A 19,381-nucleotide genomic window follows, 5' to 3' on the forward strand; every position below is an offset into this window, starting at 1 on the left:
TGCCTGCGGTCGCAACCCGCAGGCTGTCCCTATAGCTATATAGCTAGCTTTTTATATAGCCAAAAAATCTGGCCAAACGCATCAGCGCCTGTCCGCATAAGGCGTGACGGGCTCGATGGGCATGGGCAGGCTGCCGCGCCACAGGTCGAAGGTGTAACGCAGGTACAGCAAGGCGCGGCTGGGTGCATAGCCTTCGCTGTGCTGCCAGGTCACACCGGAGCCGACCACCCAGTGGTCCGACAAACGCCGCTCCAGCAAGCCGCGAAGCCCGACGCTGACGCCGGTACTGCTGCTGGCCGCGGTGGTCAGGGTGGTGGTGTCATCGATGTCCTGCCCGGCGGCCGCTGCGCTGGCGAAGTATTTTCCGGCCGGACCGTCCAGCGGGTAGAGGTCGCTGCTGTCGCTTTTGGAGAACGACCAGCCCAATGAGCTTTCCAGTTGCACGGACCAGTCCGCCGTCCTCCAGGCGTAACTGAACGGCACGCTGATCGAGTAATACTGCTGGGGGCTGTAATACCCGCCCTGACCCAGGGTGTATTCGCTCAGGTCCTTGTCGTAACTCCAGTACATCAGCGTCAGGCCTGTGCGCATGCGCTCATCGGCGCGTTCGACCAGGCGGTAGTAATAACCGCCCATGGCGCTGCGCCGCTGGTTGTCGACCACATTACGGCCCACCAGCCAATGCTGGCCAAGGCTGGCCCAGACGCCATCGACACCGCCTTCATCGTGGCTCAGGCTCAGGGTCAGGCCATTGCTGGTCACCCCGCCCCAGCGTATGCCGGTGACCGGATCAACGGCACCGGCGTAAGACACCACCGAATTGCTCATGGGCCTGCGCGAGGCTGTCAGCGTCCAGCCGATGGATTTCCAGTCACTGCTGTAACCGATGCCGCCCAGCCAGTTACCCACCTCGAAACCTTCCGGGGTATGGCCCAGATCGACGTTCCACTGCTCGTTCTTCCAGCCTGCTGCAAGGCTGGGCCCGCTGATGCTTTGGGAACGGCTGCGACAGCCATTGGCGAGGGCTGCGCCAGTGGCCCGGTCGCGCAACTGCACGGCGCAGGTGCCGAAGCGCTCTCGGTGCAGGCCATCGGCATCGGTGTCGAAATCACTGACCTGCAGGTCTACCTGCTCGGCCTGCACAAAGCCCTGCCCCTGCGCCACGGGGGTATCAAGACGCAAGATCGTGGTCTGGGTGGTGAGATCGGAAATGCCGGGCGAGGTGTTGTCCGTGCGCCAGGCGAAGTCGCGGTAGAGATTGAGCGTCGGGTTTTGCGCCTGATACAGCTGATCCACATCACTGCGAATGCTGCGTGGCAGCCAGTCGTCGGTGTCGGTGGGGCGGCTGGCCTGGGTCATCGCGCCGTCATCGCGAACGCCGGAATCGGCTCCCGTGGCACGAGGTGCTGTCAAACCGGCTGCCGCCATGCTGCTGGCGTAATGATCCAGCGCCTGCTGCGGGTGATCCCTGGCAATCAGGCGGGCAGCGTCACGGTAAATCAAGGGATCGCGCTGCGGGGTTTTCAGCAATTGCGTGAACAGGGCATTGGCCTTGTCGGTATCCCCGGTCGCCGCCCAGGCATTGGCCAGACGACGCTGCTGTGCGGGCACCAGAGGCTGTTCCGGCGCAAAACGCTGCAAGGCCTGACGCGCCTGAGGCCCTCGTCCCGTGGCGACCAGCGCTTCAATCAGCCCGATCTGCGCTTCAGTATTACCCGGCTCGCGCTTGAGCACTGCGCGGTAGCCGCTTTCAGCCTGGCGCTGATCGCCGCGCTGTGCGGCCCAGTCAGCGACCGTGCCCAGGTCATCAAGGGTCGGGGCCCGCATCAACAGCGCGATGGCTGCCGGCTCCTCCCCGCGTGCCCTCAACCTGTCGGCTTCAGCAAGCAATTGACGACGTTTGATCCGCCCCGCCAGCTCGCGCATGTTGTCGGTCCAGCCGGCAGCAGGAATCTGACCCAGCGTCTTCAGCACCTCGGCATCACGTCCGGCGCTGGCCAGAAACAGCCCATGGGCATAGCGCGCCTGAGGGTCGCGGCCTTGTCTGGCCAACAACACGACGAACGCATTGTCCGCTTCGCGAGGCCGGCCGAGCATCACCTCAGCATTGGCCAGGCGGTAGGTGAGCCAGGGATTATCGGCATCCAGCGCACGAATTTTGTGCAGCAGCACGACCAATTGTGACCAGTCGGCGCGCTGCTCAGCCGCATCGGCCTGCAGGTTAAGGCGCTCAAGCTCGATACTGCGGCGCAGGCCAGCGAACTCAGCCTGATTGCTCATCGGCAGGCTGTCGAGAAAGGCTTCGGCGCGGTCATTGGACTGACGTTGATACAGCCGCACAAGGGCGCGAACGACGCTACCGTTGGCAGGCTCGACCTTGCGGGCCTTAAGCAACAGGGCTTCGGCCTGAATATCGTCGTGCTCGGCCTGGGCCACATTGGCCAGACCTATCAAGGCAGCGGCGCTGTCCGGGCGCAGCGTGCTGGCTTGCTGATAACCCTGGCGTGCGGCCGTGTAGTCCTGACGCAAGAGGGCCTGATCGGCTTTTTGCAGGATCATCCAGTTGCGCGTGGCCGCCTGCAGGTCCTGCCATTTGCTGATGTAGTCGGTGTCCTGTTCCTTGGCCAGAGCCTGGGTGAACGCGTCGAAAGCAGCCGGGTATTTGTCCTGACGCATCAGCGCCGTTCCCAGCGCGCCGTATAAGGCAGGCTCCTGCGGGTAGCCTTTCAAGGCTCGCCGCAACAACGCTTCGGCACCGGCACTGTCACGGTTCTGATCGAGCATCGAACGCGCCCTGACGCCCGCCTGCCAGGCCGGGTCGGCAAGCAACCGGCGCTGTTTGGCGAGCAGCGCAGACGCCTCGGCGGCATACGGCGAATAGGGGTAAACCTGCACGAACGTCTGCCAGGCCCGGACCGATTCGGGCCCGACCGGCAGCTTCACCAGGTAGTTGTATTCCCGCTCGGCAGCGTTGGTGCTGGCCTGTGGATCGGCCGCCAGCTGGTGCAGTATGGCCAGCGCTTCGTCATTGCGATTTTCGGCGAAATACAGGCCTACCCGCAGTTGCCCAAGTGTGGCGTTGCCCGGGTAGGCCTGATCGAGCAGCCTTAACTGCTCAATCACCGCCTTGCGCTGGCCGGGAACCCGACTGCGAGCCGACAGGTACTCCAGCGCCGAGGCCAGGTCGGCAGGCTCCTGGCCGAACAGTTGCTCGAACGCAGCCGTGGCTTCTTCGAAACGCCCGGCCGCGGCCAGCAAGCGTGCCTGTTGCAACTGACGTACGCCGTCAGGGCTCTTGAGCCGGACCAGAGCCTGAGCCTGACGCAGCGCCACAGATCCCGGCGCGACAGCCTGCAGACGAGCCAACAATCGGTCGAGGCGCACCTGCCGATGGTTGTCCTGCGGCTCGGCCAATACCTGACGAATCTCGCCCACCAGCACCTGAGGATGATCCGGCGCGATCAACTCCAGACGCGCCAGCGAATCGCGAACCAGGTCTTCGCGGTACAACGCCTCGCCCACACGCATCTGCTGCAGCAACCACTGCTGCTGATCCTGCGCCGCCGGTGGCGCGGCACTGGCCGCGACCGGCGTGCAGAGGCAGCCCAACAGCAACGCGCCCGGCCATTTGAGCTTGTTCATCACTGGCATGCGGCCACCCATCCGGGCTGCAGCAGCCCCTTGCGGTCAAAGCGATAACGTTGTTCGTCCCAGCCCTGACCAAACAGCAGCAGCGACTGGTTGTAATACGCGTCGGCCAATGGCGGAGTCTGTTTCAGGCGTGCCCGCTGCACGTCCCGCAGCGCGGGATCATCGGCGAGCAGCGGCAGCAACGCCGCCGAGAAACCCACCGGGCCGATGCCGTGTGTCGCACCACTGAGCGTATCGACTTGCTCGGGCACACCCCCCAATTGCGCAATCGCCTGGCGCATGGGTTTGAAATGCGCCATCAGTTCGCCGCGACCTGGCGTCGCCTCATCCAGCATGCCCAGCCAGAGGTAGACGCGAATCGCGTCGTAACTGCCTTTTGGTCCTGCCGGGTCTGGCGCCCAGCGTTGATCGGTGCGCCACATCAGCCAGTCAGGCGCCAATCCCTGAGGCGTCGCTTCCAGCAGCAGACGCTGATTATTGCGCGCCACTTCGGCCCAGATCGGCGCAAGGGCCGCGAACCGGGTCAGCAATTGTGGCGGCAGGTAGCTGGGGTTCAGACGCCAGCCTTCAGGTGATTCGAAGCCCTTGTCGCCCGGCATCAGCATCAACCCGAGGCCCGGCAGCTTGCGCAACGTCTGCGCAGCGCTGCGCCACAGCAGGTGCTGGCCGAGGGTTTCGTAGTCGGGGCGCTTCCACAGGCGTCCGGCTTCCAGCAGGCTGTAGGCGATCCACAGATCGGCATCGCTGGCGTTATTGCTGTCCAGCACCTGCCAGCGGCCGCTCTGATCGCGGCCCCACTGCCAGGCGGGTAACTGGCGTTCCAGATCGCCGTTGGCCAGGTTGTTGCGGGTCCAGTTCAGCAGTCGTTCGAAGCTCTGCGGGTCGTTGGCCACCAGCGCGAAAAACAGTGCATAGCTCTGCCCTTCCGAGGTCGTGACCTGCTGCCCGGATGAGCCATCGATCACCCGTCCGTCCTGGCTGACCAGATGCTGAAGGTAGCGCTCCCAGGCGGGCCAGTGGCACATGTCCGCCGCTGCCGACAGCACAGGCAGGCTTTGCAGAAGCGCAGCCGCCAGCCAGGGGCCGGCAGCATTGAGCCGATTACGCTTCATAGGACAGACGCCGACGCGCCAGCCACTGCAATACGCGCCAGGTCAGGAAGGCACTGAGCAATACGCCTGTCACGGCCAGCAGGGCCAGAACCAACGGGCGCTCCGACAGCTTGTACCAAAGCAACACCCACCACGGCAGGTTGCCCACGTAGTAACGATCACCCACCAGTTGGCCGTTCACGCCACTTTCGCGGATCAGCACCACAGACCCGGCCATGGCGTCCATCTTGCCGCTGTCATTGAGGCTGTCGCGCAGCAGTTGGTAGTCGGCGTCGTCATTGGCCAGCAACGCCACCACGCTGCGCTGCGCATGGAACGGCGACTGCATGCCTACGATGGCCGCTATCGGGCCGCGTGCGGACACCGCCACGCGGCTGCTCGCCTGATGGGGCTCATCGCGGCCGCTGGATGCGGCGCTGTACATCGGCTCGCGCCCCGGCCGTGGGTTGCCAGCCTTGAGCAGCCAGTCCTGAGAGCGGCTGAGCCACAGTTTCACGTCCGGATTTTCATGCATGTCGGCGGCATACTCGCCCAGCACCAGCAGGTCGGCGTCGCGCCTGGCGATGTCGTCCCACTGCTGGGTGAGCGTCAGGTTCAACGCCGGCAGGCCGGAGCGTGCCGAAATGCCGGCCACGGCCTCCAGATACGTACTCAACTGCACGGCGCTGGGCTGCGCCGGCAGCACCACGACGGTTTCCGACAGGTCAGCCATGCGGCTGAACGGAAAGCCACTGCGGGCAAAGGCCGCCAGGTCCGGCATGGCGATGTAATGGTGATAGCCCGACATGTCGATGCTCGACTGATCGTCGATTACCGCCTGGGTGTCCACCGGCAGCGTGGTCTGGCAGCGGTCGCGCTGCGAACTGCTGGCCGCCGTCGCGAAACTGAAATTGAAGCGCAGCACGTTGCGATCACCGATCTTCAGGGCCGGAACCGAGAGCTTCTCGTTGATATTCGCCGTCTCGCTAGACAGCAGCGCCAGACGCAGCTCTTCAAACTGGTCATTGCTGTTGGCCAGCAACGGCAGGCTGGTAATGAACTGGTTGTTGAGGCTGATGTTGAGCCGTGAGCCGTCGTTGGTCGCAGGCGGGGTGTAGCGGTATTTGGTCTGCAGCGGGATGCCCTGGTTACGCCAGACGAACAGGTCCGGCGGCAGGTTGATGTTCAGCAGAATCGGCAACGGCTGCAGCCCGCTGACGCGCAATTGCTCGGGGTACTGGATCAGCTCGGAGAAGCGCACCGCACGGTCGGTGCGCATCCAGTTCGGGGCATCGTAGGGCTTGCGTGGCTGGATCTGCTTGAGCGTGTCGATGACCACCCGATCACCACGAAACAGATCACCGCCCAGGGCCAGTGCCTGAGCGGCAGTGGCCAGGTCGTCCTCATTACGGCCCAGCACCAGCAGCACCTTGCTGTAACGGTCGGCAGGGTTGTCGATCATCTGCACCACGGGCGCATCGACCGCGGGAAAACGCTCAAGGTCGGCCAGAAACGCAGGACGATGGTCGTTGGTGGCGAACACGATCGAGGTAGCGGTCGGGTTACCCGGCGTCGCCGCTGGCAAGCGGTCGAACACCACCGGAAAGCGCGCGCCGCGCCATCCGGCCTGGCTGCCGAAATAGGAGGCCAGGATCCCGGCCGCACGCTGCTCGCCCAGGGTCGGTGATGTCGCCAGGACCATGTTCAGCACCGGTGTGTCGTAGCCCCGGGCATCAAAGAACGGCACCGGGAAATACGCCAGGTCATTCTTGATCGCCAACGCCTGCTCTCTGACCGAGACGTGGCTGGTGCGGCTGATGTTCACCCACAGCGCGCTGTTGAACGGTTCTTCGCAGATGTCCGTGTAGTGCCCGACGAACTCCAGGCGCACCCGATTGAAGTCACTGATCAGGCGTGGATCCAGCTGCAGCAGACGCGTGGTTTTCTTGCCCAGTTGCTCCTTCTCGATCGGCACCACACTCATCAGCACATCATTGAGGTAGACCCGCAAATGCGACAGGGTCGGAATCAGGGCTGGCGAAGGGGTGTACTCCAGCTGCAAGCGCGCATCAGTGGCGATGCGGTCCCGGCGCATGGTGAACTCAAACTGGTCAGTGTTCTGAGTGCCCCGCAACAGGCTGTCAGCGCTGCGCCCCAGTTGCTCGAAATCACGCGTGACGTCCCAGGTGGGTACCGGCACCGGCACCGGCTGTATGACCACAGGTGCCGGGGCCGCCGCCAACTGACTTTTCGATGGCTGTGATGGTGGCTGGGCCTGGGCATGCCCCACGGCCACCACCAGCACGCTGGCCAACAAGGAACTGAAACTGCGATTCATGAGAGGCAATCCGATCAGGAAAAGGGGGAAGAAGGCGGTCGGGCAAACCTTGGGACATAGCTGAACAGCCAGGCCACGAGGCGCAACAGCGGGCGAGCGAAGGTTCGGCTCCAGCCCGGCATATACTGATAAAGCCGCTGGTAGCCCGAGGCACCCAGCTTGAGCACATCGATAAAGCTGCGCAGCGGACGGTCAGGCTCGAAGTCCTCGTTCCAGTTCAGCCAGGCGTCGGCCCGGGCGAACGTGCACTGCACGTAATCGATTTTCTGCTCCACGGACAGCGCGTTGAGCGCCACGCCAATGAAGTGCTTGTGGTTGCGGCTGACGATGCCGGGAAACAAAAACTCGCGCTCGCCCCGCTGCATCAACAACGACACCTGGTCACCGATCTGCACGGTCAATGGCATGTGCAACTCGATGGCCGCACCGCCGTCGGAATAGTCCACCAGAGTGCCGGGATAGAAACGCCCGTTGGCCAGCCGCAACGCGGCAGGCAGACGCGACTGGACGCGGTGGGTTTCGCGGACTTGCTTCACTTCGGCAGCGATGGCCACCGCCGCGCCGACAATCAACAGGTTGTAGATCACCCACAGACTGCTGACGATCACCGTGCCGATTTCGTTGGCAGGCCCGTAGCACAGCCGCCAGATTGCAAACCCAAGGCCCAGCACGTTAAGCACCGCCAGCACCAGATAAGGTCGGGCGATGGCCCAGTCGAACTGGTTCTCGGTCATCAGGCCGCCCTTGGCGGTGACGTTGAATTTGCCTTTTTTCGGGTTGAACAGCGCAACCGTGGTCGGGCGTGCGATGTACCAGGCGAGGACGGTTTCATACACCTCGCCCCAGAACGTGAGGCGGTGCTCGCCCTGCATGCGCGAGTTGGTCAGGCTGGCGTGGACCATGTGCGGGATCACGTAGAGCACGATCATCAGGGCCGGGGCATAGATGATGTAGGCATGCATCAACAGGAACGCCAGGGGCGCGGTCAGAAACACCAGCCGTGGCAGGCCCGCCAGAAAGTGCAGCATGGCGTTGGCATAACAGATGCGCTGAAAGAAGGTCAGCCCCTTGCCCAACAGCGGATTGTCGGTACGGAAGATCTGCGCCATACCGCGTGCCCAGCGAATGCGCTGGCCGATGTGCGCCGACAGGTTTTCGGTCGCAAGCCCGGCAGCCTGTGGAATGCGCACGTAAGCCGAGTTCCAGCCTTTGCGATGCAGGCGCAACGCGGTATGGGCATCTTCGGTGACGGTTTCCACGGCAAAGCCGCCAATCTCGTCGACAGCGACGCGGCGCAACACGGCGCACGAGCCGCAGAAGAACGCAGCGTTCCACATGTCGTTGCCGTCCTGAACCAGGCCGTAGAACAGCTCGCCTTCATTGGGACGACGACGGAAGGTCCCCAGGTTGCGCTCGAACGGATCCGGCGACAGAAAGTGGTGCGGCGTCTGTACCAGGGCCAGTTTCGGGTCACGTAAAAACCAGCCGACCGTCATCTGCAGGAAGGAGCGCACCGGCACGTGATCGCAGTCGAAGATCGCGACCAGTTCACCATCGAGCCGGGTCAGCGCGTGGTTGAGGTTGCCGGCCTTGGCGTGGCGATTGTCCGAACGGGTGATGTAGTTCACGCCTGCCTGTTCGGCAAACAGACGAAATTCCTCGCGCTTGCCGTCATCGAGAATCGAAATGCGCAACTTGTCGTGCGGCCAGTCGATACCCAGCGCGGCGTAGACCGTACCGCGCACAACCGACAGGCTTTCGTTGTACGTCGGGATCAGCAAATCCACTGTCGGCCATAGCCGGGTGTCACGGGGCAACTGTGCCGGCGGGCGATGCAAGGGCCAGCAGGTCTGAACGTAACCGAGCAGCAGCACCAGCCAGGAATAGGTTTCGGCGATCAGCAACAATAGGCCACACACCAGGTCCAGCGGACTGTCCCAGTTCAGCGTCGCGGTGTACCGCCACCATAGGTAGCGGCAGGAAATGATGACCGACAGCATGATCAGCAGCAGGGTCGCAAACCGCCCTGGCAACCGCCGAATCAGCATGGCCACGCCCCACAGCAGGATCACGAACAGCAGCTGCGACACATAGCCGAACGGTTCGGTGATGCACATCACCACCAACAGCAGACTGATCACTGCGCAGAACAGATTGACCGCGTGCCGCATCTTCGACCCCAGCCCCTGCCACCAGCGTGCGCTGCTTTCGAGCACCTGACTCTGACTGACCTGCTCGGGCAGGTCATTGAGAAACAGCGCCACACGCTGCCAGAGTTTTCGGTTGGCGTGCACGGTCATGCGTATCCACGTGGGTGGCGTACGTCGGCGGCGCTGCGGCCAGGGGCGAAACAGCAGCAGCCACAGGCTCTGCAGAACGATACGCAACGGATCCCCGGCGCCAGGACGCTTGCCTGCCATGTGCGGATACCAGCGCTGGCGCTGTTCGATCACCTGTTGCCAGAGCGGTGACTCCAGACGCAGCACCAGCCAGGCCAGTGCCGTGCAGAACGCCAGCCACAAGGCCGTCGGCGGATAGCAGTCATGCTCGCTTCGCAGGTACGTGTAGGGAAAGCAACGCGTGATCACGACACGTCCCCACGCCGCCGGGTCAGGCACCAGGTCGCAAGGCTCAGCACGTCCTGAGCCGCCAGACTGCCCGGCGCGTATTGCCCTAACGGCTGCTTGAAGGCCAGGGCCTCACGCACGGCTTCATCGACATGAATGGTCAACGGCAGCAAGCGGTCGGCGCAGTGGTTGCGCCACAGCAACAGCAAGTCACGCTGCAACTGACTGGCGGGGTCGAAACGGTTGACCAGCAACAGGGTGTCGCTGAGCTGTTGCTGCAGCAGAATATGACAGGCCGCATCGGCCTCGATCAGTTGAATGGGGAACAGGCACGGGCCGGGATTGGCGTGCCCCGGCAAACGCTGTGGCAAATCGAACAATATCCAGTCGTAATGGGCCGCCAGGCTGTCCTGGCGACGGGCCCACAACAAGGGCTCGTCAAGCAGTTGCAGCTCAAGGTCGGCAGACTCGCGCGCACTCAGCGCGCCATAAGGCAACAGATGCAGATGGGGTGTCAGGCTCCAGGCCTGGCGAAACCAGTCCTGGCCATCGCGCATCGCACGGGCCCAGCCACTTTCCTGCGCTGCGTCCAGCCCCACGTGCAGGCGCAACATGTTTTCCGGGCACATATCGACCAGCAGCACACGCTCACCCAGACTTTCCAGCGCATAGCCGATAGCCGCCAGCAGCGTGCTGGCACCCAGTCCACCGCGTACCCCCATCAGGCTCAGCGAGGTCATGTAGCGGTCCCGAACGCGCCCTGCCTGACTGCCTCGGTCACAGGCAGTGACTGAGTATCGCGCGACTCGGTGGCGAAGCCGAATTCCGTCAGAAACGGCCAGCGCTTAAGCGCATGACTGATTTCCATCTGCGCGGAAATATCGACGTAGTCGAGGTCCGGCAGGTTGAGCTCGATCTTCAGACGCGCAATGTCATCGGCCTGCTTGCTGAGCGACATACGCTGATCATTCATTTGAATCTTTGCGGGTAAGGCAACCATGCACCCTGCTCCTTGATTCGCACATAAGGCTTGCCGTCGTAGTTCAGAACCACGGTGCCGGCGTTTTCCGAGACCACCGGTGTCTGCGGCAGGTTGGCCAGCAATACCTGCCAGTCCGGGCCAAGCCCTTCACGCTGTGGTGGTGCGGCGTAAAGACGTGAAATGATTTCCGAAAGCGCCAGGTAACTGCTCGATGCGCTGACATGGATCGGCCCGGAGCGCGGATTGCTGCCCATGCCGATCAGCTTGACGCCCACCGGTACGTGGGTGATCGAGGGGCTGGGGATCTCTCGCATGCCGGAAATCTGCATGCGGTCGCCATGCAGCGCCGCGCCGTGTTCCGGCACAATCACCACCGCCACGCGCCGGCCGCTCTTTTCCAGCTGCTTGAGAAAGGCGTTCAGGTCATCGATCAGGCTTTGCGCACGGGTTTTGTAATCGGCGCTGCGAGTGCCGCCATCGGCCGTCACGATACGGTTGCCGTCGTGCAGCGTGGTGGAGTTGTAAAACAGGGCCACCCGCGAATCGCTCTGCGCGGTACGGTACCGCCACCATTTGTCCAGCACCTCGCGGTCACGCCAGATCGGCGAGCCATCGAAACCCACCAGGTTGCGCGGCAGGTCGGCGGTGCTCACTTGTGGATCTGGCAAGGAGCCCTGGGCGCGGACCTCATCGATGAAACCTTCGAACTTGCCGGTGTGGTTAAGCATGACTTCGCTGCTGAAACCGAGCTTGCGCAGGTCATCCATCAACAGGCATTGCTGCGGCGCCATGCCGTAGAGCTTGCTGTGCGGCTGCTGCCCGCAACTGGCGCGCAACAGGCGAATCGCGGCCGGACCGCTGTAGGCCGTGGCGGAGTTGAAGTTGTCGAACACCATGTCCATCTGCTGCAACAAAGGGTTATCGCGCAGGCCAACGGCCTCCAGATCGTCCCAGGCCATGGAACAGATGTTGATCAGCAGCAGGTCGAAAGGCTGCGCGGCTGAAGTGGAAGGCTCAAACTTCACCTGCCGTCCGGCCTCGGTGGTGTAGAACTGTTGCAGGTAGGCGTCCAGCGTCGGGCTGTCCGGCTCCACGCCGGACACAGTCTGTGTCACGCTCCCCGGACTGCCGCTCATCTGCGCCACAGGCGTCGGTGCCTGCATGGCCAACAGACCCGTGCCGCCCAGCCAGGCCAGGCTCGCCAGGGTCAGGGACGTCAGACGTAGCCACTGGCGTACGGAAAAGAACACGATCACCAGAATCAGCAGCGCGCCGCATACGTTCCAGTCAATGAAACGACCTGCCAGCTCCAGCAGGTACTCATGAGTGAAATTCAGCACCCCCGGCTGGTCCAGCAAACGGCTGAACGGCGGCAGCCAGGTGTCCTGGTAGAACAATGCCACGCCCACCGGAATCGCAATCAGCGTGCGCAGAAACGCCAGCGTCCGGTTGCGCAGGGGCGCCAGCAGCACGGCGGCAAAAAGCAGGTTGGGCAAGACCTGCAGGTTCAGGTAGCCGCCCCAAAGCAGGGCCAGCTTGATGAGGAAATACAGGTTCCACAGCCCAAGACCTGGCCAGGTACGCATGGCCGCCGAAACGGCGGGATGTTCAACTCGGTTCATCAGCATCATTCACGACAGGGGCGGCAGGCACTCGACGGCGCACGCCTCGAAACTTGAGATGCCGGGGCGGCAATTGCTGCTCCAGCCAACGCGTCAGGTGATGGCGAAAACGACGCAGCATCAGCATCGACGCGATGGTCAGCAGGCAACTGGCCGCCATCACCTGCACCAACTGGATAAACGTCATGGGCAAGGCTCCGACAGGGTCAACGTGATGCGTTGCGGCGCGTAGCCGTGGCGGCCAATGGCCGCGCCCAGATCGGCCGTCACCTGCTCGACCGCAAGGGCTGGCAGGTCGGTGAGTCCGGTGGCGGTCAGAAAGTCCTGGCGGGGCAATACGTCCACTGCCGTGAGCGACTTGCATTCACTGAAGAGGTCGCGCCATGGCAGACGACAGATATTGCCCAGCGCCGGCTCCAGGCCGTCACCCCGGCATGCGAACAGGAACAGGTAAAACATGCCGTCGAGCACGCATGCCACGTCGCCGAAGCGGCGCAGGGTGATCTGGCTCATGTACTGCTCAATGTTCAAATCACCGCGCGGCCGCAGGCGCAACAATTGATGAGTCACCTCGCCCGCCGCGCCGTGGTAGACGTCTTCGAGCAGGGTGATGAACTCGGCGGGCGACAACATCCCCCGCTGGGTCGGAGGTCGCAGGCGGTCGAACAGCGCCTGAATGTCTGGCATCTGACGATAGCGCCAGGTCTGTCCCTGGGTGCTGTCGACCAGGCTGAGAAAGTGCGCCAGCTGGGTCTTGAACGGCACGATCAGGTTGGCACCACAGGCCAGCAGCAAACGCTCATCCCGGTAGCGCAGGCAGGGTTCTGTTTCGCGCACCACAATCTTCAGCAGTACGCCGCTCTGCTCGCGCAACTGGTGCAATTCACGGCCCAGGATTTCCACATCCTTGTTGCTTTCCAGCGCCACGATCACTGTTGCCGCACGGGCCTGCGCGGCTTGCGTCAGGAGGTCCTGACGACGCTCGAACAACCGCCACTGATCCGACAGCGGTGCGGCACCTTCAAGCGCGGCACGCTGGGTCAGGTAGATGCGCTGGTCGTCGACACGCACGGTGGCATTGCTCGTATTCCAGGACTCACTGAGCGTAAAACCGGCGTCGACCTTTTCCAGCTCGAACGCCTGCGAGGCGCAGACGCCCAGTTCGCTGTGCCAGAAATTGAGCTGATAGCAGATGCCGCTGTCGCGCCGATAGAGCTGGGCCAGTCCGGAGGTGTGCTCGTTGAGCGACAGCAGTTTTTCATGCAACTGCGCAGCGGGTCCGTGACACAGGATCAGCAACGTTGCATCACGCTGCCCAAGCCATTCGCGTGTGCTCTCGCACCAGCGTTGCAGGTAGGCCAGGGAGAAGTTTTCCAGACTCGAGGACGGCACCATCAACAGCAATTGGCTGCCGGGCGGCGTGTGAGCACGGTGCAAGTCGCGGGTCAGGGCTTTGAAGGCGATAGGCGCCACATCCGCTTCGGTCGAAAACAGGCGCAGCATCGCAGGGCCGCAGTCCTCGGACAGGCCGTCGATGACGTCGTGCGGATCGATGCCCAGTCCCAGCAGCGAAGCACTGACCGACTCAGGCAGAGCAGCAAGAAACTGACGGGCAAGGGTAGTGGCGTCGCTGGTGATATCGGAAATCACCCAATACACACCGCCCTGCCGCAACGACATATGCTCATCCCGCAGCTGCTGGATGGCCAAGGTGACCTGAGCCAAGTACTACCCCATACATTCGAATACATGCACATGCACAGGCACCGGGTCGGGGCTGCGCAACTGCCAGATGATGTTTTTACCTGCGGCAGTCCGTGCCTGGCCTGGTCGACCGAATTGACATGCGCCAGCCAAAGCCAGCGGCGTATTCGAAAAGGGGGAGGCTCAACGACCTGAGCACACTGACCTGTCTGTGCGTTTGGTCATCTGTGCCGTGGCCGGTGCAAAAACAGCGCTAATGTGTGATATCAATTTGATTGTGTCAATATTTTGTTGCGAGTTAAGCAATCAATTAGATGAGTGACCTAATATAAAAATAACGGCATTTTATTGACCTTAAAATGTTGACGCTCTGTTTCGGCTGCTTGTTTGAAAACTTGAGTCTGTGACCGAAAAAGACGGGTTGACGCTGATCCTGTCGTTTTCTTTTTTTCCACAGCCACTCATAAGTAATCCTGAATTTATGTCAGAAAACCCTTTTTATTCAAAGGCTTGTAATTATAAATAATATAGATAGCTAGATATCTAGCTATCTATACAAGCAACCAAAAGGACGTCACTCCGTTGCGGGCAGCGCCATTCCCTTGGGCCACAGCAGCCAGATATTGCCCTTCTGCTTCATGTCGCCCGCCAGCTTGCCCGCCTCCTCGCCCGTTCCCCAGAACAGGTCGGCACGCACCTGACCCGCAATAGCGCCGCCGGTGTCTTGGGCGGCCACCGGGCGTACCACGCTGCTGCCATCAGGGCGTGTGGTCGACAGCCACAGCAGGCTGCCCAGCGGAATGACCTTGCGGTCGATCGCAACGCTGTAGCCCGCCGTCAGCGGTACATTGAGCGAACCGCGCGGGCCTTCAGTGCTGTCCGGGTTGCGGCCGAAAAACACATAACTGGGGTTGCTGCCCAGCAGCTCGGGGACACGCTGCGGATTGGCTTTGGCCCAGTCAGCGATGGCGCCCATGGTCACCTCTTCCTTCTTCAACTGGCCCTGCTCAACCAGCCAGCGGCCAATGGCTTTATAGGGGCGACCGTTCTGATCGGCGTACGCCAGGCGCACCTGCGAACCATCCTCCAGACGTACACGCCCCGACCCTTGAATCTGCAGAAACTGCAGGTCCATCGGGTCAGTCAGCCAGGCAACCACAGGGGCATTGAGGCCCTGAGCGCCGATGGTGGCGGCGTCGTCATAGGGCTTGAGCACACGGCCCTCAAGACGCCCACGCAGGCGCTTGCCCTTGAGTTCGGGGTAGATGCTGTCCAGGTTGACCACGATCAGATCATCCGGGACGCCATACACCGGCACACGGGCGGTGGCGGTCTGCGTCAGGCTGCCGGGGTACACCGGCTCGTAATAACCGGTAATCAGGCCATCGGCGCTGCCGCCTTCAGCGCGCAGGCTGTAGACCTGCAACTGACTGTTCAGAAAGACCCGGATCTGTTCTGCATCCGGCGCAGGCGACAGGCTGGCCGCTGCGGCACAGGTCGGCCCCCAGATCGCGTCGGCCTTCAAACGTGTACACGCGCTGCGCCACGCGCTGAAACCGGCCTGCAGATCCGCATCGGAGACGGCGGGCAATGCTTCCCAACTGGCCTGGGTATAGGTGGTGTGAGGCGGTTTTGGGGGGGTGACCGGCTTGTCGGACGTGTCGCACGCCGCCAGCATCGCTGCCAACGGCAGGACCAGCACCAGGCGCCGGTGCCAGGGTTTGAAAGAGAACGTCATCAGCGCGAATCCTTGTACAGCCACAGCAGGCTTGAGGGTAAAAGCCGCCATTGTGGCCTAAGCGGGCGCTGTGACCTAGGCTCTGTAGGAAAAGTGGCTGCTCCACTTTTCGTACAGAGCCTGGGGACAGACGGACAGGCCATCGCCTGACTGATCCCATAGGTTGTCTGGATGGTGGTCATTGCCAACGGTGATTTCCGCTGGCGATCTGCGTTTTCTAGAATGGCCTCAACTTCTGAAAACATCTGACCCTTGAGGACTGATATGCGTATTGAAATCGGCATCAACGAGCAGGATCGCCAACAGATCGTCGACGGCCTGTCGCACCTGCTGTCCGACACCTATGTGTTGTATTTGAAAACCCACAACTTCCACTGGAACGTCACCGGCCCGATGTTCCGCACCTTGCACTTGCTGTTCGAAGAGCAGTACACCGAGCTTGCCACGGCGGTCGATTCCATCGCCGAGCGTATCCGCGCCCTGGGCTTCCCGGCACCGGGCACCTACTCGACCTACGCCCGCCTCTCCTCAATCAAGGAAGAGCCCGGCGTCCCTGACGCCGCCGAGATGATCAAGCAATTGGTAGACGGTCAGGAAGCGGTGGTACGCACCGCACGCAGCCTGTTCCCGCTGCTGGAAAAAGTCAGCGACGAACCCACCGCCGACCTGCTGACCCAGCGCATGCAGGTCCACGAAAAAGCCGCGTGGATGCTGCGCACGTTGCTGGAAGGCAATTGACCGCAAGACGACAGGCGGCCTGTCTGGACGGTGAGTCGGATTGACCCTCTGGCATGCACGCGAAGATCGGTAGCGCATCGAGCGCAGGTGTAGACACGCTGCGCTCGACAACCGGTGCTAGACGTATTCCTTGCCGTCGCTGGCAACCAGCGGCTCGCCCTTGAACACCTCAGGGCCGTCCATCGTGAGTGTCAGGGTGCCTTTGCTCCAGGCCAGCCAAGGCGTTGCCTCGCTGCAGTCTTCGGAGGTCACGCCGGAAGGGCTGAGCACAATGGACTCATGATCGATCTCGATCAAACCGATGACATAGGTATAGATACTCTCGTCGTCATAGGCCCCCGGCTTGAAATCGAACGCGCACTCCACGACCTGATTGCCGTATTCCATGCGCATGCGGGGCTTGAGCGACGCCACTGAAACATCGCCGTTATCGACCGCCGAATAGACACTGCACACCAGCGCCACCTTGCCGCCCATGAGCCGGGAAATCTGCGGGTTGATCTCGACGGTCTCCATCGCCGGTTCCGAGGCACTGGCCGTCACAACGTCACCGGTGTGAAACACAAAGGGGTCGAGGTCGAAAGCGCCACGCTTGTCCGGTGCCTGAATGATCGACATACGGCCGTCAGGACGCAGGATGCCGATGCGCAGGTCCAGGTCGTCGTTGTCTTCATCGTCACCATTGTCGACCCAGGTCGCACTGACCTTGATCACTCTGGGTGCCGTAGGCCCTTTCTCCAGCGTGACCTTGTGCGTACTGCCGGGCTTGTCGAGCGTGATGATGGATTTGGCGATGTTCACCGGCGTGGCAGGCGGCATGGGTACAACAGGCGCCTGCTCCTCGACCTCGATGCCATACAGGCCGCACAGCCCGGCCAGCCCAATGGCGAAACCCTGCCACACGGCGCGGGCCTTGGCCTGGCCATTGCGCAGGTACAACTCAAGCACAATGATGCCGGTCTCCTGATCGAAGGACACGGGCGTCAGTTCCAGAATCTGCGCGCCAACCGTGACACGCCCCACCAGATCGCGCACCTGGGCGAAGCCGCCGCCCGTGCCATCCTGAGTCAGGGTGATCGCGATTTTACTGATCGAGGCAGGCAGGCGTGAAAGGTCAAAACCAATACTGTGGCTGACCGTACCGCCTTGCGTCACAGGTTCCGTGAAGCTCGCAGCCCCTGATGCATGCTCGGGGGCATTGAAGAAAACCATGCCGCTGTCATCCATGACCTTGCCGCTGTCGGTCACCAGAAAAGCCGTCAGATTGACGTCCAGATGAGCATCGGCAGCATGGCTGACCACGACCTGCCCTCTGGACGCGTCGAGGGAGGTGTTTTCGCCGGGTTTAAGGCCTTGAGTCACGTGATTTCGCCTGTCCATGGTAGGGACTGCCACAGTGGCTTTTCATCACCCTCAGGGTCAAGTCCCTGCCAGAGCCCCGACGCAGGCTAATCATTTCAATTGATTAGCAAACCGCCCTACTGCACCCACCACCTGTTTGGCGCCGTCCTGAATTTCGACAATCACCGACCCGGCCTCGTTGGCCAGTTGCAAGCCCTGTTCGGCCTGGGCGCGGCTGTTGGCCATGCCACGCACGGCCTCGTCGGCCAGCGCCTGGTTCTGCTGTACCACGCTGACGATCTCCTCGGTGGCCGCACTGGTGCGGCCGGCCAGTTGCCGCACTTCATCGGCCACCACGGCAAAGCCCCTGCCCTGCTCGCCGGCACGTGCCGCTTCAATGGCCGCGTTGAGGGCCAGCAGGTTGGTCTGCTGAGCGATACCGCCGATGGTCTGCACGATGGAGCTGATCAGCAATGACTGCTTGCCCAGCGCCTCAATGCCGGAGGACGCCGATTCCATTTCCTGGGAGATCTTGCGCATGGTCTGCACGGTGTTCTGCACAACGTCCGCGCCGCGCTGGGCGCTGACGTCGGTCTGCTGGGAAATCTCGAAGGCCACGCTCGCCGCCTGGCTGACGTCTTCCTCACGGGCGACCTGATCGGTCACGACGGTGGCGAACTTGACGATCTTGTAGAGCTTGCCCTGGGCGTCATGCACGGGGTTATAGGTCGCCTCGAGCCACACATCACGACCATTGCTGTCGACCCTCTTGAACCGGCTGGCCACAAACTCGCCACGGTTCAAGGTTGCCCAGAAGTCCTTGTACGCGGCCTGGCTCACGTCCTGCGGGTCACAAAACAGGCTGTGGTGCTTGCCCTTGATCTGCGCCAGGTTGTAACCCATGCCACGCAGAAACTGCTCGTTGGCCGTCAGCACGTGGCCGCCCAGATCGAACTCGATCACCGCTGTGGAACGCAGCAAAGCCTGAATGAACGCCTGGTTCTCGGACGCCGTTTCAATGGTTTGGGTGATGTCCGAGCCATAGCACTGCACGTGCATCAGCTTGCCGCTATCGTCCAGGACCGGCTGCCACATGGCGCGTATCCATGCCAGGCTGCCGTCGGCACGCAGGAAACGGTAATTGTCGATAACCGACTCGCCCTTCTGCACCGCGGCCCTGAGGTTGCGATAACAATCGAGCTGCTTCACATAAGCCGGCACAAACTCGTCCAGTGCGCGCCCCAGCAACTGATCTTCGCCATACCCCAGCATCGTGAGGAAGTTATCGTTGACGTGGGTGAGGCGGTAACTGGCATCCAGCGTCAGCCCCACCATGCAGGCATCAATACCATTCTGCATCTGCCTGAATATCGATAACTCGGCCTGTTGTGCCAGTAATTCCTTTTTCAAGCGAGTATTGAACATGGCTGCACCGATCTGTGAGTTATACAACGTTATCGGCAGCAGCGTAGCCGGGTTGAGCGCCCTGCGTACTGGATTTTCATTGTGCAAAACAGCGCTCAGATTTGCCCAATGAACATCCAGGGCACTCACATGTTTGCGACCAGAGAGGTTGCGCTCGTCATGTCGTTCGAGTGGCGCTAAAACA

The 19,381-nt window shown here is 62.1% G+C and carries 13 protein-coding genes and 1 pseudogene; 1 reads left to right on the forward strand and 13 read right to left on the reverse strand.

The window, feature by feature from the left end; all coding sequences use genetic code 11:
• Window positions 1-81 precede the first annotated feature (81 nt).
• From bcsC to mltA, 10 genes are all read right to left on the reverse strand, one after another.
• The gene (gene bcsC, locus H8S56_RS18050; RefSeq protein ID WP_187519401.1) at window positions 82-3,642 is read right to left on the reverse strand and encodes a cellulose synthase complex outer membrane protein BcsC; all 3,561 of its coding nucleotides are present in this window, start codon (window positions 3,640-3,642) and stop codon (window positions 82-84) included.
• Window positions 3,642-4,763 carry a cellulose synthase complex periplasmic endoglucanase BcsZ gene (gene bcsZ, locus H8S56_RS18055; RefSeq protein ID WP_187519380.1) on the reverse strand — a complete coding sequence of 374 codons (1,122 nt, stop codon included), beginning with the start codon at window positions 4,761-4,763 and terminating at the stop codon, window positions 3,642-3,644. The genes bcsC and bcsZ overlap by 1 nt, the downstream gene beginning before the upstream one ends.
• Window positions 4,753-7,080: a cellulose biosynthesis cyclic di-GMP-binding regulatory protein BcsB gene (gene bcsB / locus H8S56_RS18060; protein ID WP_187519381.1), complete on the reverse strand. Its 2,328-nt coding sequence runs from the start codon at window positions 7,078-7,080 to the stop codon at window positions 4,753-4,755. Before bcsB ends, bcsZ begins: the two co-directional genes overlap by 11 nt.
• A gap of 14 nt (window positions 7,081-7,094) precedes the next feature.
• Window positions 7,095-9,668, reverse strand: coding sequence for a UDP-forming cellulose synthase catalytic subunit (bcsA, locus tag H8S56_RS18065; RefSeq protein ID WP_187519382.1), 2,574 nt, complete (start codon window positions 9,666-9,668; stop codon window positions 7,095-7,097).
• Window positions 9,665-10,387, reverse strand: coding sequence for a cellulose biosynthesis protein BcsQ (gene bcsQ, locus H8S56_RS18070; protein WP_187519383.1), 723 nt, complete (start codon window positions 10,385-10,387; stop codon window positions 9,665-9,667). The genes bcsA and bcsQ overlap by 4 nt, the downstream gene beginning before the upstream one ends.
• Window positions 10,384-10,605, reverse strand: coding sequence for a cellulose biosynthesis protein BcsR (gene bcsR, locus H8S56_RS18075; RefSeq protein WP_214654143.1), 222 nt, complete (start codon window positions 10,603-10,605; stop codon window positions 10,384-10,386). The genes bcsQ and bcsR overlap by 4 nt, the downstream gene beginning before the upstream one ends.
• Window positions 10,606-10,616: 11 nt before the next feature.
• The gene (gene bcsG, locus H8S56_RS18080) at window positions 10,617-12,251 is read right to left on the reverse strand and encodes a cellulose biosynthesis protein BcsG (RefSeq protein WP_408003831.1); all 1,635 of its coding nucleotides are present in this window, start codon (window positions 12,249-12,251) and stop codon (window positions 10,617-10,619) included.
• Window positions 12,238-12,438, reverse strand: coding sequence for a cellulose biosynthesis protein BcsF (gene bcsF, locus H8S56_RS18085; RefSeq protein ID WP_187519385.1), 201 nt, complete (start codon window positions 12,436-12,438; stop codon window positions 12,238-12,240). The genes bcsG and bcsF overlap by 14 nt, the downstream gene beginning before the upstream one ends.
• Complete coding sequence (bcsE, locus tag H8S56_RS18090) at window positions 12,435-13,976, reverse strand: cellulose biosynthesis protein BcsE (protein ID WP_187519386.1); 1,542 nt, start codon at window positions 13,974-13,976, stop codon at window positions 12,435-12,437. The genes bcsF and bcsE overlap by 4 nt, the downstream gene beginning before the upstream one ends.
• Window positions 13,977-14,529: 553 nt before the next feature.
• Window positions 14,530-15,693 (reverse strand): murein transglycosylase A, encoded by a 1,164-nt coding sequence (gene mltA, locus H8S56_RS18095; RefSeq protein ID WP_187519387.1) that lies wholly within the window; start codon window positions 15,691-15,693, stop codon window positions 14,530-14,532.
• A 264-nt stretch (window positions 15,694-15,957) separates the two neighbouring features.
• Here mltA and H8S56_RS18100 point away from each other — a divergent pair, with 264 nt between their 5' ends.
• Window positions 15,958-16,431: a Dps family protein gene (locus H8S56_RS18100; RefSeq protein ID WP_024686787.1), complete on the forward strand. Its 474-nt coding sequence runs from the start codon at window positions 15,958-15,960 to the stop codon at window positions 16,429-16,431.
• A gap of 117 nt (window positions 16,432-16,548) precedes the next feature.
• Here the strand turns inward: H8S56_RS18100 and H8S56_RS18105 are convergent, their stop codons facing one another.
• The 3 genes and pseudogenes from H8S56_RS18105 to H8S56_RS25020 all read right to left on the reverse strand — a co-directional run.
• The gene (locus tag H8S56_RS18105; protein ID WP_187519388.1) at window positions 16,549-17,793 is read right to left on the reverse strand and encodes a TerD family protein; all 1,245 of its coding nucleotides are present in this window, start codon (window positions 17,791-17,793) and stop codon (window positions 16,549-16,551) included.
• Window positions 17,794-17,883: 90 nt separating this feature from the next.
• Window positions 17,884-18,438, reverse strand: coding sequence for a methyl-accepting chemotaxis protein (locus H8S56_RS25015; protein WP_408003834.1), 555 nt, complete (start codon window positions 18,436-18,438; stop codon window positions 17,884-17,886).
• Window positions 18,424-19,197, reverse strand: a pseudogene (locus H8S56_RS25020) (PAS domain-containing protein); the annotation flags it as partial. The pseudogene H8S56_RS25020 and the gene H8S56_RS25015, both read right to left, overlap by 15 nt.
• Between the last annotated feature and the right edge of the window lie 184 nt (window positions 19,198-19,381).

The organism is Pseudomonas triticifolii (assembly GCF_014358015.1).
Classification (GTDB): domain Bacteria; phylum Pseudomonadota; class Gammaproteobacteria; order Pseudomonadales; family Pseudomonadaceae; genus Aquipseudomonas; species Aquipseudomonas triticifolii.